The 22,436-nt window shown below is 71.8% G+C and carries 19 protein-coding genes; 11 read left to right on the forward strand and 8 right to left on the reverse strand.

The window, feature by feature from the left end; translation table 11 throughout:
- Positions 1–97: 97 nt before the first annotated feature.
- From ACIPKM_RS13800 to ACIPKM_RS13815, 4 genes are read right to left on the reverse strand one after another with little or no spacing between them, the layout of a single operon-like run.
- Entirely contained in the window at positions 98–1,741 is a 1,644-nt protein-coding gene (locus tag ACIPKM_RS13800) for an ATP-binding cassette domain-containing protein (RefSeq protein ID WP_402736938.1), read from the reverse strand.
- A complete protein-coding gene (locus tag ACIPKM_RS13805) occupies positions 1,738–2,619 on the reverse strand; it encodes an ABC transporter permease (protein ID WP_261647394.1) in 882 nt (293 codons plus the stop codon). The genes ACIPKM_RS13800 and ACIPKM_RS13805 overlap by 4 nt, the downstream gene beginning before the upstream one ends.
- The gene (locus ACIPKM_RS13810) at positions 2,616–3,653 is read right to left on the reverse strand and encodes an ABC transporter permease (RefSeq protein WP_261647393.1); all 1,038 of its coding nucleotides are present in this window, start codon (positions 3,651–3,653) and stop codon (positions 2,616–2,618) included. Before ACIPKM_RS13810 ends, ACIPKM_RS13805 begins: the two co-directional genes overlap by 4 nt.
- A gap of 35 nt (positions 3,654–3,688) precedes the next feature.
- Positions 3,689–5,317 (reverse strand): ABC transporter substrate-binding protein, encoded by a 1,629-nt coding sequence (locus tag ACIPKM_RS13815; protein WP_261647392.1) that lies wholly within the window; start codon positions 5,315–5,317, stop codon positions 3,689–3,691.
- Positions 5,318–5,349: 32 nt separating this feature from the next.
- On the opposite strand from ACIPKM_RS13815, the gene ACIPKM_RS13820 reads away from it, so the two are divergent.
- Positions 5,350–5,949, forward strand: coding sequence for a TetR/AcrR family transcriptional regulator (locus tag ACIPKM_RS13820; protein ID WP_070416563.1), 600 nt, complete (start codon positions 5,350–5,352; stop codon positions 5,947–5,949).
- Positions 5,950–5,975: 26 nt separating this feature from the next.
- Positions 5,976–7,472 (forward strand): hypothetical protein, encoded by a 1,497-nt coding sequence (locus tag ACIPKM_RS13825; protein WP_261647391.1) that lies wholly within the window; start codon positions 5,976–5,978, stop codon positions 7,470–7,472.
- Between the two features lie 27 nt (positions 7,473–7,499).
- Here the strand turns inward: ACIPKM_RS13825 and ACIPKM_RS13830 are convergent, their stop codons facing one another.
- Entirely contained in the window at positions 7,500–8,543 is a 1,044-nt protein-coding gene (locus tag ACIPKM_RS13830; RefSeq protein ID WP_261647390.1) for a cation diffusion facilitator family transporter, read from the reverse strand.
- A gap of 249 nt (positions 8,544–8,792) precedes the next feature.
- Between ACIPKM_RS13830 and ileS the strand changes: the two genes are divergently transcribed.
- The 5 genes from ileS to ACIPKM_RS13855 are packed head-to-tail and all read left to right on the forward strand — an operon-like array spanning position 8,793 to position 15,221.
- On the forward strand, positions 8,793–12,044 hold the full coding sequence (ileS, locus tag ACIPKM_RS13835) for an isoleucine--tRNA ligase (RefSeq protein WP_402736939.1): 3,252 nt from the start codon (positions 8,793–8,795) through the stop codon (positions 12,042–12,044).
- The gene (locus ACIPKM_RS13840; RefSeq protein ID WP_402736940.1) at positions 12,041–13,486 is read left to right on the forward strand and encodes a bifunctional folylpolyglutamate synthase/dihydrofolate synthase; all 1,446 of its coding nucleotides are present in this window, start codon (positions 12,041–12,043) and stop codon (positions 13,484–13,486) included. The genes ileS and ACIPKM_RS13840 overlap by 4 nt, the downstream gene beginning before the upstream one ends.
- Entirely contained in the window at positions 13,483–13,899 is a 417-nt protein-coding gene (locus ACIPKM_RS13845; RefSeq protein ID WP_070416559.1) for a DUF4233 domain-containing protein, read from the forward strand. Before ACIPKM_RS13840 ends, ACIPKM_RS13845 begins: the two co-directional genes overlap by 4 nt.
- A 36-nt stretch (positions 13,900–13,935) precedes the next feature.
- Positions 13,936–14,355 (forward strand): nucleoside-diphosphate kinase, encoded by a 420-nt coding sequence (gene ndk, locus ACIPKM_RS13850; RefSeq protein WP_402736941.1) that lies wholly within the window; start codon positions 13,936–13,938, stop codon positions 14,353–14,355.
- Between the two features lie 17 nt (positions 14,356–14,372).
- On the forward strand, positions 14,373–15,221 hold the full coding sequence (locus tag ACIPKM_RS13855) for a thioredoxin domain-containing protein (RefSeq protein ID WP_071295396.1): 849 nt from the start codon (positions 14,373–14,375) through the stop codon (positions 15,219–15,221).
- A 69-nt stretch (positions 15,222–15,290) separates the two neighbouring features.
- Here the strand turns inward: ACIPKM_RS13855 and ACIPKM_RS13860 are convergent, their stop codons facing one another.
- Both ACIPKM_RS13860 and ACIPKM_RS13865 read right to left on the reverse strand, forming a co-directional pair.
- Positions 15,291–16,142, reverse strand: coding sequence for a thioredoxin domain-containing protein (locus ACIPKM_RS13860; RefSeq protein WP_175473612.1), 852 nt, complete (start codon positions 16,140–16,142; stop codon positions 15,291–15,293).
- 100 nt (positions 16,143–16,242) lie between these two features.
- Complete coding sequence (locus ACIPKM_RS13865) at positions 16,243–16,845, reverse strand: vitamin K epoxide reductase family protein (RefSeq protein WP_229085097.1); 603 nt, start codon at positions 16,843–16,845, stop codon at positions 16,243–16,245.
- Between the two features lie 267 nt (positions 16,846–17,112).
- On the opposite strand from ACIPKM_RS13865, the gene ACIPKM_RS13870 reads away from it, so the two are divergent.
- On the forward strand, positions 17,113–19,965 hold the full coding sequence (locus ACIPKM_RS13870; protein WP_402736942.1) for an Rne/Rng family ribonuclease: 2,853 nt from the start codon (positions 17,113–17,115) through the stop codon (positions 19,963–19,965).
- 2 nt (positions 19,966–19,967) lie between these two features.
- Positions 19,968–20,906: a hypothetical protein gene (locus ACIPKM_RS13875; protein ID WP_071295399.1), complete on the forward strand. Its 939-nt coding sequence runs from the start codon at positions 19,968–19,970 to the stop codon at positions 20,904–20,906.
- Positions 20,907–21,324: 418 nt separating this feature from the next.
- Here the strand turns inward: ACIPKM_RS13875 and ACIPKM_RS13880 are convergent, their stop codons facing one another.
- Entirely contained in the window at positions 21,325–21,588 is a 264-nt protein-coding gene (locus tag ACIPKM_RS13880; protein ID WP_229085138.1) for a DUF4031 domain-containing protein, read from the reverse strand.
- Positions 21,589–21,776: 188 nt separating this feature from the next.
- On the opposite strand from ACIPKM_RS13880, the gene rplU reads away from it, so the two are divergent.
- Positions 21,777–22,085 (forward strand): 50S ribosomal protein L21, encoded by a 309-nt coding sequence (rplU, locus tag ACIPKM_RS13885; protein WP_022905369.1) that lies wholly within the window; start codon positions 21,777–21,779, stop codon positions 22,083–22,085.
- A 14-nt stretch (positions 22,086–22,099) separates the two neighbouring features.
- Positions 22,100–22,351 carry a 50S ribosomal protein L27 gene (gene rpmA, locus ACIPKM_RS13890; protein ID WP_070416551.1) on the forward strand — a complete coding sequence of 84 codons (252 nt, stop codon included), beginning with the start codon at positions 22,100–22,102 and terminating at the stop codon, positions 22,349–22,351.
- The last annotated feature ends 85 nt before the right edge of the window (positions 22,352–22,436 follow it).

Below are 22,436 nucleotides of genomic sequence, written 5' to 3' on the forward strand. Positions count from 1 at the left end.
CTGCGCGACAGTTCACGGCTCCTCGCGCCCGTGAGGTGTCGCTGAGCGCGTGAGAACGCAGGCGCCGCGCGGCGCGCGGCGCGCGGCCGCGGCCGCGCTACGCGGCGCCGGCCTCGGGCCGCGGGCCCGCGGCGAGCCGCTCGGCGGCCCGCAGCAAGCGCGCGGTCACGGCGTGCGTCGGGCGGTCGAACACCGTCGCGGCGGGGCCGTGCTCGACGACCCGGCCCTCGTGCACGACCAGCACGTCGTCGGCCATCCGCCGGACGGCCCGGAGATCGTGCGACACGAAGACCATCGCCACGCCCGTGCTGTCCCGGAGCCCCTCGAGGAGCGTCAGCACCGCGTCCTGCACCGTGGCGTCGAGTGCCGTGACCGGTTCGTCGAGCACGATCACCTCGGGCGACGTCGCGAGTGCGCGGGCGATCGCCAGGCGCTGCCGTTGCCCGCCGGACAGCGTCAGCGGCGAGCGTCGGCGGAGTGCCGGGTCGAGCCCCACCTGGTCGAGCGCCGCGTCGATGCGGGGACCGAGCGCACCACGGGCCGACCGCTCGGCGCCGCCGGTGAACGCGTCCGCGAGGACCCGCTCCACGCTCCACCGCTCGTCGAACGTCGCCCCGGGGTCCTGCACCACCGCGGACACCCGGTGCCGCAGGGGCCGGCGGGTGCGTTCGTCGAGCGGCACCCACGGCGACGAGTCGAGCGTGACGGTGCCGGCGTCGGGGAGTTCGAGGCCGAGGAGCATCCTCGCGAGCGTGGTCTTGCCGGACCCCGACGCACCGATCACGCCGAGGACGCGCCCGCGCTCGAGCCCGAACGACACGTCGCGCACGGCGGGGACGCCGTCGAACGCCCGCGCGAGCCCCTCGGCCGCGAGCACCACGCCCGCACCGTGCGAGGTTCCGCGCTCCGTGCGGGGCTCCGACCCCCGCACCGTGTCCGGCACCTCGCACACTGCAGACCCGCCTGACCCGCCGGGCCCCGCGCCCGCCGCCCGCACCAGCGCCCGCGTCGCCTCGTGCTGCGGCGCCGCGAACACCGAGGCCACCGGCCCCTGCTCCACCACGCGACCCTCGTGCACGACGACCACCCGGTCCGCCCACCCCGCGACGAGCCCGAGGTCGTGCGTGATGACGAGCAGCCCGGCGCCGCGCGACTGGGCCGCACGCAGCTGCTCCATCACGGTGACCGCGACCCCGGCGTCGAGCGCCGTCGTCGGTTCGTCGGCGACGACGAGCGCCGGCGACCCGACCGTGGCCGCGGCGATGAGGGCGCGCTGGCGCATCCCTCCGGACAGGGTGCCCGCGAGCCGACCGTCCGTGGCGAGCGCCGGGTCGAGGCCGACTGCGACGAGCGCGTCCCGCACGGCCCCCACCCGCTGCGCCGCCGTCATGTCCGTGTGCAGCCGGAGGGCGTCCGCGACCTCACGCCCGACGGGACGCAGCGGGTCCAGGGCGCCCAGGGCCTCCTGGCCGACGTAGCCGACCCGCGAGCCGCGCACGCTCCGCCACCTGCGGTCCGAGAACGCCCGGACGTCGAGCCCGGCCACGGTCAGCCGGTCGACCCGGACCGAGGAACCGGGCGCCGACAGGCCGAGCGCCGCCCGTGCGGTGACGGTCTTGCCGGAGCCGGAGGCACCGACGAGCGCGACGCACTCGCCGGCATCGACGTGCAGCGCGACGTCCTGCACGACCGCTGCCCCGCCGATCGTGACGGTCAGCCCCTGCACGTCGAGCACGGTCATCGGATCGCTCCTGTTCGTCGGATCGCCCGGCCGAGCACGGTCACCGCGGTCGCGAGGACCACGATCGCGAGGCCGGGGAAGGTGCTCATCCACGGGGCCGTCTGCAGGTACGTGCGACCGTCGGCCAGCATCGCGCCCCACTCCGGCGCGGGTGGCGGGGTGCCGACGCCGAGGTAGCTCAGCGCCGAGGCCCAGACGATCGCCTGCCCGACGCCGAGCGTCCCGACCGCCACGACCGGCCAGAGCGCCGCGGGGAGCACGTGCTGCACGGTGATCACGGCGGGGGAGCGGCCCATCAGCACGGCGGTCTCGACGACCTGCGAGCGGCGCGCCCGGAGCACGAGCCCGCGGACGATCCGGGCGTACCCGGGCGCCGTGGCGAACCCGACCGCGAGCATTGCCGGGACGGGCCCGGGGCCGGTCACCGCGATGACGACGAGCGCCACGAGGAGCAGGGGGAGCGCGAACGCGACCTCGGTCAGTCGGCCGACGACCCCGTCGACGACGCGTCCGCCGAGTCCCGCGACCACGCCGAGCACGACCCCGACCCCGCCGCCGACGAGCGTCGCGACCACACCGACCACGAGCGACGCCCGGGTCCCGGCGACGACCCGGGCGAGGACGTCCCGCCCGGACTCGTCGGTGCCGAACGGACTCGACCACGACGGCGCCTGGAGCGCTTGCGCCGGGTGCACGGCGAGCGGGTCGCCACCGCCGAGCAGCGACGGCCACACCGCCGCGACCACGGCCAGCGCCACCACGGCGGCAGCGGTCCATCCGGCCGGGCCGAGCGTCCCCCCACGGACTCGCTCGGACCGTCCGGCGGACGCGTCACCCTGGGCACCGGCCTGGAGGCGCGGTTCGGCGATCCCGCTCACCGTGCGCCCGCCCCGTGCCGGGTGACGCGCGGGGCGCGACGCCGGGTCGCCCCCGCCCCCGCCCCGGCCGTCCCGCCGGCACGCGGGTCCACCACGCGCTCGACGAGGTCCGCGACGGCGAGCACGACCACGTACGCGGCGGCCGACACCAGCGCGATGCCCGCGACGAGCGGCATGTCCCGCTGCGTCACCGCGGTCACGAGTGCGCGCCCGATGCCCGGGAGCGCGAACACCGACTCGACGACGACCGCACCGGACACGAGCGAACCGAACGCCCAGGCGGACAGGGCGATCCCCGGGAGTGCGGCGTGCCGGAGCAGGTGCCGGCCGAACAGTCCCGCGCGGGTCTCGCCACGACTGCGGGCCGCGAGTGCGAAGGCCGACCGCTGGGCGTCGACCACGCCGTCCCGGACGGTCTCGGCGAGGTACCCCGCGACCGGCACGGCCACCGTGACGACCGGCAGCACCCAGCCACGGACCGAGCCGTCGCTGACCGCCGGCACCCAGCCGAGGGCGCTGGCGAACACCACGATGAGGACGCTGCCGAGCCAGAAGTGCGGGGTGACGCTCGCGGTGACGCTCAGGGCGCTCGTGAGCCCCGCGGCGAACCGACCGCGCTGCGTCGACCACCACGCGGCGACGATCGCGAGCACCCAGGCGACGACGAGCCCGACAACGGCCAGGGTCAGTGTGACCGGGAGCTGCTGCCCGAGGAGCGTCGACACCGGCGTCCGGAACGCGTACGAGTCACCGAGGTGCCCGGTCGCCAGACGCCCGAGGAACACCGCGTACTGCACGAGCACCGGCCGGTCGAGGCCGTACTCCTGCCGGACCTGCGCGACCGCCTCGGCCGAGGCCTGGGAGCCCGGTCCGCCGAGGATCGCGAGCGCCGGGTCGCCCGGGATGAGCCGGATCGCGACGAACACGATCGTGGCGACCGCCCAGAGCACCCCGATGCCGCCGGCCAGGCGGCGCAGTCCCCACAGGGTCCACGCCGACCACGCGGCGGGCGTGCCTCGACGTCCGCGACGCAATCCGTGCCTCCCGTCCGACGATCGCGAGGTCGCGATCAGCGGTCGATCCAGGCCGTGCCGAACCACGGCGTCGACACCGCGGTGGTCTGCACACCGTGCACGCTCGACCGCAGCAGGAAGTGGTTCTGCTGGTCGTAGAGCGGGAGGACGGTGCCGCTGGACAGGATGATCTCCTGCGCCTGCTCGTAGAGGTCGCCGCGCTCGGACGCGTCCGAGGTCTGCGCTGCCCGCTGGAGCAGGTCGTCGAGCTCCGGGTCGTCGAGCTGGGCGAGGTTCGCGAAGTACCCGGACGGTGCCGGCGTGATGCTGGCGGAGTCGTACAGGATGCGGAGGACGTCCGCGCCCACCTTCGTGTACGGCGCGCTGACGACGTCGTACTCGTTCGCCGCGAGGGCCGCGTACCAGCTGGAGAGGTCGAGCTCCTGCAGCACGACCTTGAAGCCGACGGCCTTCTCGGAGGCCTGGATCTGCTGGAACAGGCTGCGCTCGGCGGGGACGGACTGGTTCGTCGACACCGGGAACGTGACGGTCAGCTGCTCGCCGTCCTTCTCGCGGATGCCGTCGCTGCCCACCTTCCAGCCGGCGTCGTCGAGGAGTCGCTTCGCCTTCGTCGGTGAGTACTCGAACAGGCTCTTGTCGGAGTACCCGTACGGCTCGACGCTGGAGAGCACCGAGTACGAGCGCTTCGCCGTCCCGAGGAAGAGCGACCGGATGCCGGGGTCGATCTCGGCGCCGGCGATGAAGGCCTTGCGGACGGCCTCGTCACGGAAGACCCCGTGGCCGGAGTTCAGCTCGAGGCGGTTCGACGCACCGGGGCGCGGAGCGTCGAGGTCGCGGATGGACCCCTTCGACGACGCTGCCGTGAGCTGGTCGGGCTGGGCGTTGTCGATGACGTCGACCTGGCCGGACTGCAGTGCCGCGTACCGCGAGGTCGAGTCGGGCAGGAAGCGCCACGTGATGCCGTCGAGGCGGGGCTCCGTGCTGCCGCGGAGCGGCGTGTAGTCGGCGTTCTTGCGGAGCGTCACCCGGTCGCCGTGCTTCCAGCCGGTGACCTCGAACGGGCCGGTGCCGACCGGCGACTCGCAGTTCACCGCCTGCGAGCGCTCCAGCGCCTTCGGGGACTCCATGCCGACCCACGGCTGCGAGAACGACTCGAGCAGCGCGCTGTCCGGCCGGCTCAGCGTCAGGGTGACGGTGTGGTCGTCGGTGGCCGTCGCCTTCGTGATCGACTGCAGCGCGAGGTACCCCGTGCTCGACGCGGTCGCCGGGTCCTGCACGTGCTCGATGTTCGCCACGACCGCGGCGGCGTCGAAGGGCGTGCCGTCGGTGAAGGTCACGTCGTCGCGGAGCGTGAAGGTGAGCGTCCTGCCGTCGTCGCTCGTCGTCCACGACTTCGCCAGCGCGGGGACGGGCTTGCCGTCGTCGAGCGCGGTGAGCTCCTCGATGTACTGGGTGGACAGGAGCGCCTGCGGGTAGTTGCCGCCGACGTGCGGGTCGAGGCAGGTGGGTTCGGCGTCGCCCGAGGCGTACGTGAGCGTGCCGCCGTCGACCGGTGTGCTGTTCGACGTCGCGGTGCCGCCACCGGTGCAGCCGGCGAGCACGAGGAGGAGTGCGGCGGCGCCGGCGACCACTGCGGTGGTTTTCTGTACTGAGTCCAAGATCATGGCTGGACGAGTCTAGCGGTTTACTGGGGCCCATGGACGAACCGATGCGCCGCGGTGGCCGCCCCCGACGCTCGAGCGCCGAGGTGCTCGCCGACGCCGCGGCCGAGCTGTTCCTCGAACAGGGCTACGGCCGGACCACGGTCGACCAGATCGCCGCACGGGCCGGGGTCAGCCGTGCGACGTTCTTCAACTACTTCACGGCGAAGTCCGACGTGCTCTGGCTCGACCTCGACGCCGCGGTCGCGACGCTCCCGGCGTGCCTCGCCGCCTCGACCGAGGAGTCCGCGGTGCGGGCCGTCGAGGCCGCGCTGCTCGCCACCGCCCGCGCCCACGACCCCGACCGGGTCCCCTGGGCGATCGCACAGGCCGAGGTGATGGGCATCGGGGCCGAGCTCGTGGCGAGCGTCGCGGCACGGGTGACGGCCCAGCACGCGGCGGTGGCGGCCTTCGTCGCCCGCCGGACGGGGGAGCACCCGGCGGCGCTCTGGCCCCAGACGGTTTCCGGCGCCATGCTCGGGGCGGCCGCAGCGGCCTTCGGCGTCTGGGTCTCGGACGGGGTCGGGCGCCGACCGCTCGTCGAGTACGTCGGGGCGGCGCTCACCCCGGTCGCAGCGGGTCTCGACTCCCACTGAGGTCCGGCCCAATAGGCTCTCTCCCCATGACCCGCGCGCGATGGACACGAACCGCGGTCTTCGCCGTGGTCGCCCTCGCGGGGGTGTTCGTCGCGTACTGGCACATCGGCAGACAGAGCACCTACGTCGACGAGTTCACCTACACGCGGGCCGGGTGGGACTACGTGCACGGGGTGCTCACCTCGAACCTGCAGCACCCGCCGACCGGCAAGTACCTGTTCGGCGTCGCGCAGCTCGTGTTCGGCGAGGGCGTGCTCGGGCCCCGTCTCGTCGCCGCGACAGCCTCGTTCGGCACCGGCATCGTCCTGTTCGCCTGGCTCCGGCGTCCGATCGGGTACTGGGGCGCCGTGCTCGCCGCCGGGCTCTGGTGGCTCACGCCGCGTGGGGACTCGCCGACGTGGGCGGACGTCGCGTCCGGCACGGCCGCACGGATCGACCGGCTCGCCCTCCTCGAACCGCTGATGACCTTCTTCGCCGTGGCGGCGCTCGCCGCGGCCTGGCAGTGGGCGACCCGACCCCGACGCCCCGCCGACCGGACCACGGCCTGGGACGGCTGGTGGTGGATGGCGCTCGCCGGTGCCCTGCTGGCGCTGTCGGTCACGTCGAAGGTCACCACCACCGTCCTCGTGCTCGCGCTCGTCGCGATCCCGCTGCTGTTCCGGCGCTGGTCCGGGCTGCTGACCGGGGGCGTCGCGGCCGCCGCGGCGTTCGCCGTGGTGTTCGTCGTCGCGTACGTGCCCGTCGGCGGGGTCCGGGCGATCACCTTCATGATCGAGTTCCAGGGCAAGCACGACACCCGCGGGCACATCATCTCGGTCCTCGGGAAGACGTACATGATCGCGCCGTGGTGGACGAACTTCGTGCGGGTCGTCGAGGGGGTCGGGTGGCCGACGGTCGTCGTGCTCCTGGTCGGCACGGCCGCGGCGTTCGCGATCCGCCCGGACCGGCTCGTCGCGCTCCTCGGGATCGCGCTCGGGATCCTCGTCGTCTTCTACTCGACGGCCAACGTCGCACTGCCGCACTACTACCAGGCGTGGATGCCCTGGATCATCGCGCTCGCCGCGGTCGGGTACACCCGGCTCGCCCGGCTGCGGCCGCCGCTCACGACCGTGGTGGCGCTCCTCGCCGTCGTCGTGACGATCGTCCCCGCGGTCGTCGTGGTGCGGACCGTCGCCGAGACGCGCACCACCGGGTTCGCCCGGCTCGAGGGGGTCCTCGAGGAACGCGGGGTGCCGGACGACGTCCGGGTCCTCGTGTCGGGGTCGGCGCAGCAGTCGTTCGCGGTGTTCATCGGCCGTCGTGGCGCGACCCAGGGGGTGACGCACGGGGACTACGGCGTGCTCGTCGCCGGGATCGACCCGCGGTTCCCGATGGACGACGACCTGCGGGCCCTGCTGCGGGAGCACCCGGAGCGGTTCGAGGAGTTCCGGCTCGACGCGCTGCGGGTGTGGGTCGTGCGGGACGGCCTGGTGATCGAGCGCCGCGGGGACACCGCCACCCTGGTGCCCGCCGACCGCGGCTGACCCGACCGCGCAGCAGCCGCGTGCGGCTCAGTCCGTCCGGAGCGTGCCGGCCCCGCCCGCGGCGACGTCCTCGGCCGTCCCGTCCCGCACCACCTCGGGCACATCGTCGCCCGTCGGCACGAGCGACTCGTCGCCGGGGTAGCTCAGGGTGAGCACGGCCTCCTCGATGTACTGGCTCTCCTCGAGGGACTTCTCGACGTCGCGCAACCGCACCGCCACGTGCTCCTCGTTCTCGTTGCCGGTCAGGTCGACCGCGGCGACGAGGTAGACCCGCGAGGGCCCGACGAACTCGAGGTGCAGGTAGGTGACGCGCTCGATCTGCGACCGCCCGAGCATCTCGACGAGCACCGCGTTCTCGAGCTCCGGGGACGTGCTCTCCCCGAGCAGGAACCGGCGGTTGCGGTCGATCAGGACGATCGCGACGACCCCGAGCAGGATGCCGATCGCGATCGAGCCGATGGCGTCGAAGACCGCGAGGCCGGTGACCTGGTGGAGGAACACCCCGAGGAACGCGACCACGAGGCCGATGAGCGCCGCGGCGTCCTCGGCGAAGACGGCACGGAGGGTCGGGTTCGACGACTGCAGGACGTGCCGGAGCACCGGCACCCGCCGCTTCGTCGCCGCGCCGTGCGCCTGCCGGTACGCCTGCAGGAAGCTCGTGCCCTCGAGGCAGAACGACAGCCCGAGGACGATGTAGTTCAGGAGCACGTCCTCGGCCGGCCCGGTGTCCCCGAGCTCGGTGATGCCGTGGTAGATCGAGACGATGGCGCCGGCGGTGAAGAGGCCGAACGCGGCGAACATCGACCAGATGTACGTCTCACGGCCGTAGCCGAGCGGGTGCGCGGTGTCGCGCTTCCTCGAGCCACGCCGTTCGGCGACGAGCAGGAAGATCTCGTTGCCGGTGTCGGCCCACGAGTGTGCGGCCTCGGCGACCATGGACGCCGATCCGGAGATCAGGGAGGCGATCGTCTTGGCGATCGCGACGAGCAGGTTCGCGCCGAACGCGATGACGACGGTGAGCAGGGAATCGGGACGCTCCTGCTGCGCGGGGGCAGCATCTGACGAGGGCATCGCTCCAGCATGCTCTCGTCCGCTAAACTCGTGCACACAGGCGTCGATCCGGCCATCACCGGGGAGCCTCCGGAAGAACCCGGCCGTCAGCACCATCGACCGCCGGCAGTAGAACCGGGCGGACCGGGCCGCGCACGCCCCGGCAACGAGCGGTCGCCCCGGGTCACCCGGAGCGGCAAGCGAGGTGGTACCGCGGAGCCTGCTCCGTCCTCGTGGTCCTGAGAACCGGCAACCCACAGGAGCCCCGCGGTGCGCTACCCACTTGATTCCGACGCAGACGGCGTCGTCCCGTCGCCGTCCTTCCCCGCCGTCGAGCAGGGGATCCTCGCCTTCTGGAAGGGCGACGGCACGTTCCAGGCGTCGATCGACCAGCGCGAGGGCTGCGACGAGTGGACGTTCTACGACGGCCCGCCGTTCGCCAACGGCCTGCCGCACTACGGCCACCTCCTGACCGGGTACGCGAAGGACGTCTTCCCGCGCTACCAGACCATGCGCGGCAAGCAGGTGCACCGTCGCTTCGGCTGGGACACGCACGGCCTGCCCGCCGAGCTCGAGGCGATGCGCCAGCTCGGCATCACCGAGAAGCACGAGATCGACGAGATGGGCGTCGACGTCTTCAACGCCGCCGCCAAGAAGTCCGTCCTGCAGTACACCGACGAGTGGCAGCAGTACGTCACCCGCCAGGCGCGCTGGGTCGACTTCGAGAACGACTACAAGACCCTCGACGTGACGTTCATGGAGAGCGTGCTGTGGGCGTGGAAGCAGCTCTGGGACAAGGGGCTCGCGTACGAGGGCTTCCGGGTCCTGCCGTACTGCTGGAACGACCAGACGCCGCTGTCGAACCACGAGCTGCGCATGGACGACGACGTCTACAAGATGCGCCAGGACCAGTCCGTCACGGTGTCGTTCCCGCTGCGGGGTGCGCGCGCCGAGTCGCTCGGGCTGGCCGGCGTGCGTGCGCTCGCCTGGACGACGACCCCCTGGACCCTGCCCACGAACGCCGCGCTGGCCGTCGGGCCTGCGGTTTCGTACGTGGTGCTGCCCGCCGGCCCAGGAGGCGCGGCTGACGGTGGCACCGCCGGTTCCGCCCGGTACATGCTGGCGTCGGACACCGTGGCCGCGTACGCGAAGGACCTCGGCTACGAGAGCGCCGAGGACGCCGCTGCCGCGGTCGTCCGCACCCTGACGGGTGCGGAGCTCGACGGCGTCGAGTACGAGCGCCTCTTCGACTTCCTCGCGGAGACCGAGGGCATGGAGAACGCCTGGAAGATCCTCGTCGCCGACTACGTCGAGACGGGCGAGGGCACCGGGATCGTGCACCAGGCCCCGGCCTACGGTGCCGACGACCAGGTGGTCTGCGCCGCCGCGGGGATCCCCGTGGTGCTGTCGCTCGACGAGGGCGGTGTCTTCACGTCGCAGTTCGGCGAGGTCGCCGGCATGCTCTGGTCGGACGCGAACAAGCCCCTCACGAAGGCCGTCCGCGACGCCGGTCGACTGCTCCGCCAGGCGTCCTACGAGCACAGCTACCCGCACTGCTGGCGCTGCCGGAAGCCCCTCATCTACAAGGCCGTGTCGAGCTGGTTCGTCCGCGTGACCGAGTTCCGCGACCGCATGGGCGAGCTCAACCAGGACATCAACTGGGTGCCGGACAACGTCAAGGACGGTCAGTTCGGCAAGTGGGTCGGCAACGCCATCGACTGGTCGGTGTCCCGCAACCGGTACTTCGGCACGCCGATCCCGGTGTGGCAGTCCGACGACCCCGAACACCCGCGCACCGACGTGTACGGCTCACTCGAGGAGATCGAGCGTGACTTCGGTCGACTGCCGGTGAACGCCGACGGCGAGGTCGACCTGCACCGCCCGTTCATCGACGACCTGACGCGCCCCAACCCGGACGACCCCACCGGGAAGTCGACGATGCGCCGGATCACCGACGTGTTCGACGTCTGGTTCGACTCCGGGTCGATGCCGTACGCCCAGGTGCACTACCCGTTCGAGAACCGCGAGTGGTTCGAGTCGCACAACCCGGCCGACTTCATCGTCGAGTACATCGGGCAGACCCGCGGCTGGTTCTACGTCATGCACGTGCTGTCCACCGCGCTGTTCGACCGGCCGGCGTACAAGAACGTCATCAGCCACGGCATCGTGCTCGGCTCCGACGGCCAGAAGATGTCGAAGTCCCTCCGGAACTACCCGGACGTCTCCGAGGTGTTCGACCGCGACGGTGCCGACGCGATGCGCTGGTTCCTGATGTCGTCGTCGGTCATCCGCGGCGGGAACCTCGTCGTCACGGAAGAGGGCATCCGCCAGGGCGTCCGCGAGTTCCTGCTGCCGCTCTGGTCGACGTACTACTTCTTCACCCTCTACGCGAACGCGTCGGGGGAGTCCGGGTACCAGGCGTCGCGGAGCACGGCGAGCACCGACGTGCTCGACCGCTACCTGCTCGCGAAGACCCGGGTGCTCGTGTCGGACGTGCAGCAGCACCTCGACGCGCTCGACACCCCGCTCGCCGCCCAGGCCGTCCGCGACTTCGCCGACGTGCTGACGAACTGGTACGTGCGCCGGTCGCGCGACAAGTTCTGGCTCGGCGCCGAGTCCTCGCCCGAGGCCCGTGCCGCGTTCGACACGCTGTACACCGTGCTCGAGACGCTCACCCGCGTCGCCGCACCCCTCGCCCCGCTCGTGACCGACGCGGTCTGGCGGGGACTGACCGGCGGCCGCAGCGTCCACCTCGAGGACTTCCCCGACGCCGAGGAGTTCCCGGCCGACCAGGCGCTCGTCGACGCCATGGACCGCGTGCGGGACGTCGCCTCGAAGGGGCTCGCGCTCCGCAAGGCCACCGGCAAGCGCGTCCGCCTGCCCCTCGCCACCCTGACGCTCGTGGTGCCCGACCCGGCGGCCGTCGAGCCCTTCGTGGACATCCTCCGCGACGAGCTCAACGTCAAGCAGGTCGTGCTCGAGCAGCAGGAGGAGTCGTCGCTCGGTCGGTACGGCATCGAGCGGAAGCTCACCGTGAACGCCCGTGCCGCCGGACCCCGCATCGGCAAGCAGGTCCAGCAGGTCATCCCGGCCGCCAAGAAGGGCGACTGGACCACGACCGAGTCCGGCGTGACCGTCGGCGGCGTCGACCTCGTCGAGGGCGAGTACACGCTCGACCTCACCGTCGCCGACGACTCCGTGGCGGTGGCGTTCCTCGACGGCGGCGGCTTCGCGGTGCTCGACACCGTGACGACGCCCGAGCTCGAGGCCGAGGGGCTCGCCCGCGACGTCGTCCGCGCCGTCCAGCAGGCCCGCCGTGACGCCGACCTCGACGTCAGCGACCGCATCGTCCTCACCCTCGGTGCGGACGAGGTCGCCGACGCGGCGGTCCGCACCCACCAGCAGCTCATCGCGGGGGAGACCCTGTCGACGAGCGTCGAGATCGTGCCCCTCGGGGCAGACGCCACCACCACCGACGTCGGTGACGGTGCGAAGGTGACCGTGGAGGTGTCACGCGCATGAGCGAGTACCCCGAAGAACCGTCCGAGGACGGCATCGAGATCCCCGTCGGCCCCGCCGGTGCGACGGACCCCGCCGACGCCGTGCCCTACGGCGCGGACGACGACGAGGTCAAGCGCGTCGAGGCGGCCCTGTACGCCCGGATCGGCGAGCAGTCGCCCGAACACCGGCTGTCCGCGACCCGGCGTGCCGTCGAGCTCCTCGGCGACCCGCACCTGTCGTACCCGGTGATCCACCTGACCGGCACGAACGGCAAGACCTCGACCGCGCGCATGGCCGAGAGCATCGTCCGGGCACACGGCCTCCGGACCGGACTCATGACGAGCCCGCACCTGGTGTCGATCCGGGAGCGCATCGTCATCGACGGCACCCCGATCGCCGCCGACCGCTTCGTGGAGAACTGGGACGACATCGCCCCGATCCTCGAGATGACCGACCAGGAGCTCACCGACAAGGGTGAGCTCCCGCTGACCTTCTTCGAGGCGCTGACCGTCCTCGCCCTGGCGTGCTTCGCCGAGGCGCCGGTCGACGTCGCCGTGATCGAGGTCGGCATGGGCGGCGAGTGGGACTCCACCAACGTCGTGCAGAGCCAGGTGCAGGTGTTCACGCCGATCGCGATCGACCACGCCAAGCAGCTCGGCGGGACCGTCGCCGAGATCGCCCGCACGAAGTCCGGGATCATCAAGCCCTCGTCGTCGATCGTCTCGAGCGCACAGACGCCCGAGGCGCTCGCCGAGCTGCAGCGCGCGGCCGAGCTCACCGAGTCGACCCTCGCGGTCGAGGGGGACGGCTTCCGGCTCGTCGACGTGACGCCGGCCGTCGGCGGCCAGCTCATCACCGTGCAGGGCGTCGCCGGACGCTACGACGACCTGTTCCTGCCGCTCTTCGGCCGGCACCAGGCGCACAACGCCGCCGTCGCGATCGCCGCCGTCGAGGCCTTCCTCGGCCGCGGCTCGCAGGCCCTCGACGAGGACGTCCTGTCCGAGGGACTCGCCGGTGCGACCAGCCCCGGCCGACTCCAGCCGATCGCCACGGGTCCGACCGTGGTGGTCGACGCGGCGCACAACCCGCACGGCGCACGCGCGCTCGCCGAGGCGCTCCCCGTGGCGTTCCCGTCCGAGCACGTGGTCGGCGTCGTCGGCATCCTCGGCGACAAGGACGCCCGCGGCTTCGTCCGCGCGCTCAAGGACACCGTCGCGACCTTCGTCGTGACCCAGCCGCCGGGGGAGCGCGCCCTCGACGCGGACGAGTTCGCCCGGGTCGTCGTCGACGAGGTCGGCGAGGACCGGGTCGTCGTCGAGCCGTCGCTCGAGGCCGCCCTCCAGGAAGCCCGTGACCTCGCGGACGACGCCGAGGCGGACGACGCCATGGTGCTCGTCGCGGGCTCGATCGTGATGGTGGGCCGCGTCATGGACCTGGTCCACGCCGAAGGCGGGACGAAGTGACGGACGCGGGCCGCGCCTCCAGGACCCCACGCGCACCGCGAACCCGTCGGCCGCGACGCGATCGCGGTGCACGGGAGAGCCTGCTGTCGATCACCCTCGTGCTCGAGGCGATCATGTTCTTCTTCCCGATGCTCGTCGTGTTCGGCAAGGGGACGCTCCCGCCGGCGGTCGCGTTCGGCGGTGGCATCGGCTCGATGATCGTGCTGGCGCTGGCCTCTCGCCTGACCGGCAACCGCGCCGGTGTAGGGTTCGGGTGGCTGCTGCAGGCGGCCATCCTCGCCACCGGGTTCATCGAACCGTTCATGTTCGCCGTGGCCGTGGTGTTCCTGGCGCTGTGGGTCTTCTGCTTCGTCAAGGGCGGTCAGCTCGACCGTCAGAACGCCGCGAGACGCGCGGCCCTCGGCGAGGACTGACCACCCCGTTCGACCACGAAACACCAGGAGTTCCGCGTGTCCGATCTCGAAGAGACCCTCGTCCTCGTCAAGCCCGACGGCGTCGCCCGCCAGCTCACCGGTGAGATCCTCCGCCGGATCGAGGCCAAGGGCTACGAGATCGTCGACCTGAAGATGGTGACGGCGCCCCGTGACCTGCTCGACGCCCACTACGAGGAGCACCAGGGCAAGCCGTTCTTCGAGCCCCTCGTCGAGTTCATGCAGTCCGGCCCGGTCGTCGCCGTGCGCGTCGCCGGCAACGGCGTCATCGCCGGCTTCCGGTCGCTCGCCGGCACCACCGACCCGACCTCGGCCGCGCCCGGGACGATCCGCGGCGACCTCGGCCGCGACTGGGGCCTCACGGTGCAGCAGAACCTCGTGCACGGCTCCGACAGCCCCGAGTCGTCGGCGCGCGAGCTCGCGCTCTGGTTCGCCTGAGTCCGGGGGACCGACGCGTGACGAACAACGACCGTCCCTCGAAGAACGAGCGTCGCCAGCACGCCCGTGACGTCGCCCGGCAGCGCGCCGAGGCCGAGAAGCGCCGCAAGCGCCGCAACCGCTGGTTCCTGCAGGGCGGCATCGGCCTCGGGATCATCGCCGTCGCCGCGATCGTCGCGATCGTGGTGGTGAACGTGAACAACCAGCCGGCCGTGTCCGCGGCCGGGCCGAAGAACATGGCGACCGGTGCGATCCAGTTCACCGGCAGCGACGGCACGGTCACCCCCGTGACCTCCGGCGCGGTGTCGGCGAAGGCCACCCCGTCCCCGGTGCCCACCGCGGCCGCCGACGGGAAGGTCCAGGTCACCGAGTACGTCGACTGGGCCTGCCCGGTCTGCAAGCAGTTCGAGGCCGCCTACGCCGACCAGATCCTCGACAAGGTGAAGTCCGGCGACGCGACCCTCGCGATCCAGCCCGTGTCGATCCTCGACCGCAGCTACCAGAACTCGCGGTACGCCAGCCGTGCCGCGAACGCCGCGATGTGCGTCGCGAACTACGCGCCGGACAAGTTCCTCGACGTCCAGACGCAGTTCTTCGACAACCAGCCGGAGGAGGGCACGAAGGGCCTGACGAACGCCGAGATCGCGAAGCTCGTCACGGCCGGCGGCGCGACCGGGTCGAACGTCTCCGAGTGCCTGTCGAGCGAGCGCTTCCGCGGGTGGGTGACGAAGTCCACGAACGCCGTGCTGGCCGATCCGGCACTGCAGGGCACGCAGGGCTTCGGCACGCCGACCGTCCTCGTGAACGGCAAGAAGATCGCCACGCTGACCGACGTCATCACCGAGATCGACGCCGCGTCGAAGTAGCACGCTGTACGACGACGGCCCCCGCTTCCGATCGGAAGCGGGGGCCGTCGTCGTCTGGGGCGGGCAGGACTACGCCTTCCCGCCGTTCTGCTCCACGAACGCGGCGAAGGCGTCCGTGTCGGTGAGCGAGCCGTTGTACTGCTTGCCGTTGACGATCACGGTGGGGGTACCGGTGACCTTGTCGAGCGACGAGTTCGGGATCGGGTCGTTCAGCACCCGGTTCGTCGCGTCGGCAACCCACCCGGCGAACTCCTGGTCCGTGATGCAGGACGCCACGTTCTCGTTCGTCGCCCCTGCGGCCTTCGCCAGCGATGCGAGCTTGTCGTTCGTGAGGCCGCGCGTGCTCTCGGACGGCTGGTTCTCGTAGAGCGACGTGTTGTACGCGAGGAACGCGTCCGGGTCGTAGTTCGCGACGCAGGCTGCGGCGGCAGCCGAACGGGTCGAGTACTTCGACCCGAGGGACACACGGTCGAGCAGGTTGAACGGGTGCAGCTCGAGCGTCGCCGAGCCGTCCTTCACCCACTGCTGGATCTGGGACATCTGGCTCGTCTCGAACTGGTTGCAGTACGGGCACATGTAGTCCGAGTACACCGTGATGTTCGCGACCGAGTCGTCCTGCTTCGTCGGGGTCGGCTTCCCGCCCTCCGGCGTGGCCTTCGTGGTGACCGGGACGATCTGCCCGTTCGACCCCGTCAGGAGCACACCGTCGCTCGCCATGTTCTTCGGCCCGGGGCCGGCGGGTTGCACGGAGTTCGCGACCACCACGACGACGATCGCGGCGACCGCGAGCGCGCCGACGATGATGCCGCTGATCCCCAGGGTCTTGTTGCGGCGTCGACGCGCCTGCTCCTTCGCGCGGGCGAGGCGTGCGCGCTCCCGCGCTGCCTCCCGCCGGGCCTTCTTGCTCTCGTTCTCGCTCATCGCCATCGAGCGTAGGTCGTGCCGGTCGGCCGATCGGCCGATCTGGCTGGGAAGGACCCAGGAATTCGATGACGCGTCATCGGCAACGCTCAGCGGGCGCTCAGAAGGAGGAGAGGACCCGCGGGAACACGATGAGGATCGACACGGCGATGAACAGGTAGTTCGCCAGCGGGAAGGCCCAGCAGAAGGGCAGCAGGGTCCGACCGAGCCGCTGGGCGCCGGCGCCGAAGCGTCCCTGCGCGGCGTTCCAGATCGTGAACACCCAGAACATCGGGATCGTCATCGACCACACGAGCATGCACCACGGGCAGAGCGCGCCGATGAACCAGACGGTCTGGGTGAAGAGCCACGTGACGAAGACCCACGCCAGGAACACGCCCGCGTTGAACGCGATCCAGAACCAGCGCGAACCGTTCCGGAACCCGGCCAGGAGCATGACCGCGACGGCGATCGGCGCGACGAAGCCCATGACGCCGAGCAGCGGGTTCGGGAACCCGAGCAGGTGCCCCTGCCAGCTGGCCATCACGTCCGAGCAGTTGATGAACGGGTTGACGTCGCAGGACAGCACTGCCTGGGGGTGCGCGTACTTCTCGAACTCGTCGATGACCAGTCGGAATGCCCCGTACAGGCCGACGGCACCGGTGATCAGGAGGAAGACGCCCATGGCGATCGGACGGCGGACGGCAGGTGCTGGCGTGCTCACGGCGTCATCATCGCATGCTCGATCCGGTCCTTTCCCCGTGCGGCATGCGATAATCCCTGGAGGTCGTGCGGCCATCCGCACGACGACGAAAGCTTTCCGGGCCCAGCCCGGACGATCAGGTGCGGTGAGAGCGCACCGTGACCGGGACGCGCGCGACGCGACGGTCACAAGACAGCGAACGCGGGGGCGTGGTCGCCACCCGCTACAACTACAGAATTCCCGCCGTCCGGACAGGATGCGAGCGGGGTCAAGGAGTGCACCAGGTCCATGGTGGAGCAGAACAACGACAACACGAACAACGAAGAAGTCGCACCGAAGCGTCGAGGCCGCCTGTTCGGCGGTCGGCGCGCCCGGTCGGCCGGCCAGGAGGCACGGGGTGACGCCGCGCAGACGGGTCCCGTCGAGCAGGTGACCGGGTCTCCGGCGGACGGCACGTCCGACGCCGGCGCGGAGACGCTCGCGGTGACGGACGCAGCGCCGGACGCCGGGGGAGCGCCGGAGGCGCCCACCGTGTCGGTCGCCGTCGAGGCGACCGCCGGCGGCGACGAGCCGCACGACGTGAGCACCCTCACGGGCGACCTGCCGGTCATCACGGCCGGTGACGACACCGAGACCGCAGCCGCACCGGAGGCGACGGTCGAGGCCGACGCGAGCAGCGCCTCCAGTCCGACGGAGCCCGTCGACGAGCCGTTCGTCCCCAAGGCGACGAGCACGCTCAGCCTGATCTTCCACGCCCCGGTGCTGCCGGACCTGCCCGAGCGCGCGCCCCGTCACGACGAGGACGACGACGACGAGCAGGGCGGCGGACGCCGCCGGTCGCGTCGCCGCGGCACGAGCGCCGACCGCGAAGGCCGTGAGCCGCGCGAGCCCCGCGAGCCGCGGGACCACCAGGAGCCCCGCCGCCGCGAGGTCGAGTACATCACCGAGCCGCAGAAGGTGAAGGGCTCGACGCGGCTCGAGGCGAAGAAGCAGCGCCGCCGCGACGGGCGCGATGCCGGTCGTCGTCGCCAAGTCGTCACCGAGGACGAGTTCCTCGCCCGCCGCGAGAGCGTCGACCGGCAGATGATCGTCCGGTCGAGCGCCTCGAAGATCGAGATCGGCGTGCTCGAGGACGGTGTCCTCGCTGAGCACTACGTGACGAAGTCGCACAACGTGTCGCTCATCGGCAACGTGTACCTCGGCAAGGTGCAGAACGTCCTGCCCTCGATGGAGGCGGCGTTCGTCGACATCGGTCGCGGTCGCAACGCCGTGCTGTACGCGGGCGAGGTCGACTGGAACTCGGTCGACACCGGCAATCACGGGCGTCGGATCGAAGCCGCGCTCAAGCCGGGCGACAAGGTCCTCGTGCAGGTCACGAAGGACCCGGTCGGGCACAAGGGCGCCCGTCTGACGAGCCAGGTCTCGCTGCCGGGCCGCTACCTCGTGTACGTGCCGAACGGCTCGATGAACGGCATCTCGCGCAAGCTGCCGGACACCGAGCGTGCGCGCCTCAAGAAGATCCTCAAGGAGGTCCTCCCGGAGCACGCGGGCGTCATCGTCCGCACCGCCGCCGAGGGCGCGACCGAGGAACAGCTCACCCGCGACGTGCAGCGGCTCACCAGCCAGTGGGAGGCGATCCAGAAGAAGGTCGCGAACGGCCAGGCGCCGGTCATGCTCCACTCGGAGCCGGACCTGCTCGTGAAGATCGTCCGCGACGTCTTCAACGAGGACTTCACCAAGCTCATCATCGACGGCTCCGCGGCGCGCGAGACGATCGACGAGTACCTCACCGCGGTCGCGCCGGACCTCAAGGACCGCGTCGAGATCTACGACGGCCCGGACTCCTTCGAGGAGTACCGCCTCAACGAGCAGATCGAGAAGGCACTCGACCGCAAGGTCTGGCTGCCCTCCGGCGGTTCGCTCGTGATCGACCGCACCGAGGCCATGACGGTCGTCGACGTCAACACGGGGAAGTTCGTCGGGTCCGGCGGCAACCTCGAGGAGACCGTCACGAAGAACAACCTCGAAGCGGCCGAAGAGATCGTCCGCCAGCTCCGCCTGCGGGACATCGGGGGCATCATCGTCGTCGACTTCATCGACATGGTGCTCGAGTCGAACCGCGACCTCGTGCTGCGTCGACTCGTCGAGTGCCTCAGCCGTGACCGGACGAAGCACCAGGTCGCCGAGGTCACCTCGCTCGGCCTCGTGCAGATGACCCGCAAGAAGATCGGCGTGGGGCTCCGCGAGTCCCTCGACGAGGTCAACGCCAAGGTCAACGACAACAACGCCGACCCGGGGCCGTCGAAGAGCCGTCGCAAGAGCCGCGGTGGGGCCGGCAACGGCGGGTCCAACGGTGGGAACGGTTCGAACGGTTCGAACGGTGGGAACGGGTCGAACGGCGGGTCCGGCAACGGTTCGTCGTCGAACGGCTCGTCGCACGCGCACCAGATCACGGACGACGTGAAGAGCGCGCTGTCCCGGATCGCCGCATCGACCATCCCGCACGAGGAGCACGACGGTGCTGCGACCCCGGCTTCGGCGTCCTCTGCAGTGTCGGCGGGTTCGGCGGCATCGGCAACATCGGCGGCATCGGCTCCGGAGGCTCCCGCCGCCGAGTCCGGTCCGGACACCGGCGCGTCGCAGTCCGAGCACGGCGAGCAGTCGTCGGGCTCGAAGCGTCGACGTCGCCGTGGTGGCCGTGGTGCCGGTGCGCCCGAGACGACGGCGGACACCGCGTCCGGCTCGTCCTCGACGCCCGATGCGCCGTCCGCGCCCGAGCAGGACACATCGGCTGCTGCGGCTCCGGCTGCTGCGGCTCCGGTCGCTGCTGCCCCCGCCGTCGAGGACGCGCCGGCCAAGGCGCCGACCCGCCGTCGGGTGAGCTCGAGCGCCCCGGTGACCCCGGCCGAGACCTCGGTCGCGATCCTCGACATCCCGATCGCCGCCACGAAGCGCGAGCCGCGCCAGGTCAGCGGGGACGCCGAGTCCCTGCTCGACTCCGTGCTGCAGGCGCTCCCGGAGCCCAAGCAGCCGGGGCAGGGCCGTTCGCGGTCCCGTCGCGTCTCGTCCCCGAGCATCAGCGCACCGGCGACGGCCGAGGGTGACGACACCGACGACGGCGCCGTGATCCTGGGGAACTGACGATGTCGAACCCCGGCGATCCGCAGCGGTCGCAGCACGATCGTGGGTACTACGGCGCGGGCTGGTCCCAGCCCGCGCCGCCCGCCGGTGCCCCGCAGCAGCAGGGCGGAGCGTACGGGGGACCGCAGCAGTCCGGTGCCCCGTACGGCGGGCCGCAGCAGTCCGGCGTCCCGTACGGTGCGCCGCAGGGCGGCCCGTACCGCGGGCCGCAGTACGGCGGGGCAGCGCCGGCTCCGCGGCAGCCGCGGACGCCGGCGGATCCGCGTCGGGCCTTCGCTCCGGGAGCGTCGGTCACGAACACGGCCGGCGCACTCATCGCCGTCGTGTCGATCGTCCTCGTCGAGTTCGTCTCGGGGCTCGTCGGCCTGCTCGGCGCCTCGTTCGTGGTGCACCCGTTCGCGAGCTACGGCGCGGGCGGCAGCCTGATCGGCGGGTTCGTGTCCGGGGTGTTCGCCACGCCGTTCCCGTTCTACGCCGGGGCCTTCCTCGCGCTGGCGTTCCTCACGCCCGTCGACCGACGGAGCCCGCTGCCGACGGTGCTCCTCCGCGCCGTGCTCGCCGGGGCCGCTGGGACGATCGCCCTGGCGCTCGTCGGGGTCTTCACGGGCACGTTCAGCGCCGTCCGCTCGGGAGGCGCCCAGCTCCTCATCGACGTCGTCACCCGCCCGCTGCAGTCCGGTGTGCCGTTCACCCTGATGCTCATCGCGACGTCGACCGCGGCGTGGCTCTGGCTCGGGCGGCCAAGGGGCGGACGTCGTGCGCCCGGAGCACCCGGCACGCCCGGGACGGTCCGACCGGCCGACGCGGTGCCGCCGGCGACCGTGCAGCCGTCGTCGCAGCAGGGTCAGCCGGGTCAGCCGGGGGCGCAGGGGGCCCAGGTGCCGCCGTACGCGCCGCCGCAGCCCCCGTCGAACCCCTGGGGTGGTCCGGCGCCGCGCTGAGCCGCTGAGCGGCCGCGTGCGGCTCGTGGCCGTGTGCCGGGCGCCGTGTGCCGCGCGCCGTGCGCCGCGCACCGACGTGGTGCGACATGGTCGAGGTCGTCCGACGTCGACCATGTCGCACGGTGCGTGCGCCGTCCGTTGCGGACGCGGGGGTGCGACATCCCCGACGTCGTCCGACCTCGGCGATGTCGTCCGGGCTCGCCACGCGCGCTGGCGACTCACCGCCGCGCCACGCCGCGCCGCGCCCGGGAGTCGGCCGCGCGCCGTGGGAGGTGCCCGGCGGGGCGGGGGTGCGCCGCGCCTCCTGGACCGCCGCGCGCCACCGCGCCGTGCCGCGTGCGAGGTGCCGGGCAGGGCGCGAGGGTGCGACCGCCGCACCCAGCACGGAACCTCGCACCGTGCGTGGGCGGCCGCGCGCTCAGAACGTGTGCTTGTCCCGCTGGGCGACCCGCAGCCCGCTGCCGATCAGGCGCAGGACCAGCTCCCGCCCGGTGACCGCCGTGGCCCCCGCGGCGACGAGTTCCTCGTAGCGCGACAGCGGCACGTCGTAGTGGTCGTGGTCGAACGCACGGCGTGGGATACCGACGCGTCCAGCGAACTCGTGCAGCTCGTCGTATGATGTGTCACTGACGAGGTGCGACCACAGAGTGTCGTGTGCGGGCCACGTCGGCGGGTCGATCATCACGGTCACACGGCAATCGTACGTGTGTCGCCGTTTGACCGGACCTGGGGGCATCGAGTATTCTCGATCCCTGGTGTCAGCGGGCCGTTCTGCCTGCGTCGCCGATCGGGCCCGGCCCTCCGGGAACCGCTCGTGCAGAAGTGGGCACCCGAGACTTCCCTCAAGCAGAGTTACGTAAGGATTTCCACGTGGTTTACGCAGTAGTGCGCGCCGGCGGCCGTCAGGAGAAGGTCGAGGTCGGCACGATCATCACGATCGACCGTGCCAAGGCCGACGACAAGGGCAACATCGACCTCGCCCCGGTGCTCCTCGTGGACGGTGACAAGATCACGTCGGCGGCTTCCGAGCTCGCCAACGTGACGGTCACCGCCGAGGTGCTCGAGGACCTCCGCGGTCCGAAGGTCGTCATCCAGAAGTTCAAGAACAAGACCGGGTACAAGAAGCGTCAGGGTTTCCGCGCTGAGCTCACCCGCGTCAAGATCACCTCGATCGCGTAAGGCGGGAGTAGAAGATGGCACACAAGAAGGGTGCGAGCTCCACTCGCAACGGTCGTGACTCGAACGCACAGCGCCTCGGCGTGAAGCGCTTCGGTGGCGAGGTCGTCAACGCCGGTGAGATCATCCTCCGCCAGCGCGGTACCCACTTCCACCCGGGCGCCAACGTCGGCCGCGGTGGCGACGACACGCTGTTCGCCCTCTCGGCCGGTGCGGTCGAGTTCGGCACCAAGGGCGGCCGCAAGGTCGTCAACATCGTCAACGCGTAAGCAGTTCGACGATCTGACTCTGCGGGAGGGGCGGGCCACGTGCCCGCCCCTCCCGTTCTTTCGTTGCAACACCAAGGAGTGGACC

The sequence above is a fragment of the Curtobacterium sp. NPDC086286 genome, from assembly GCF_044746255.1.
Lineage (GTDB): Bacteria > Actinomycetota > Actinomycetes > Actinomycetales > Microbacteriaceae > Curtobacterium.

What these genes read in the sequence shown, in the direction of transcription:
- ACIPKM_RS13800 (WP_402736938.1), bottom strand. Translation starts at nt 1,741, where the DNA reads ATGACCGTGCTCGACGTGCAGGGGCTGACCGTCACGATCGGCGGGGCA.
- ACIPKM_RS13815 (WP_261647392.1), bottom strand. Translation starts at nt 5,317, where the DNA reads ATGATCTTGGACTCAGTACAGAAAACCACCGCAGTGGTCGCCGGCGCC.
- ACIPKM_RS13820 (WP_070416563.1), top strand. Translation starts at nt 5,350, where the DNA reads ATGGACGAACCGATGCGCCGCGGTGGCCGCCCCCGACGCTCGAGCGCC.
- ACIPKM_RS13825 (WP_261647391.1), top strand. Translation starts at nt 5,976, where the DNA reads ATGACCCGCGCGCGATGGACACGAACCGCGGTCTTCGCCGTGGTCGCC.
- ACIPKM_RS13830 (WP_261647390.1), bottom strand. Translation starts at nt 8,543, where the DNA reads ATGCCCTCGTCAGATGCTGCCCCCGCGCAGCAGGAGCGTCCCGATTCC.
- ACIPKM_RS13840 (WP_402736940.1), top strand. Translation starts at nt 12,041, where the DNA reads ATGAGCGAGTACCCCGAAGAACCGTCCGAGGACGGCATCGAGATCCCC.
- ACIPKM_RS13860 (WP_175473612.1), bottom strand. Translation starts at nt 16,142, where the DNA reads ATGAGCGAGAACGAGAGCAAGAAGGCCCGGCGGGAGGCAGCGCGGGAG.
- ACIPKM_RS13870 (WP_402736942.1), top strand. Translation starts at nt 17,113, where the DNA reads ATGGTGGAGCAGAACAACGACAACACGAACAACGAAGAAGTCGCACCG.
- ACIPKM_RS13875 (WP_071295399.1), top strand. Translation starts at nt 19,968, where the DNA reads ATGTCGAACCCCGGCGATCCGCAGCGGTCGCAGCACGATCGTGGGTAC.
- ACIPKM_RS13880 (WP_229085138.1), bottom strand. Translation starts at nt 21,588, where the DNA reads ATGATCGACCCGCCGACGTGGCCCGCACACGACACTCTGTGGTCGCAC.
- rpmA (WP_070416551.1), top strand. Translation starts at nt 22,100, where the DNA reads ATGGCACACAAGAAGGGTGCGAGCTCCACTCGCAACGGTCGTGACTCG.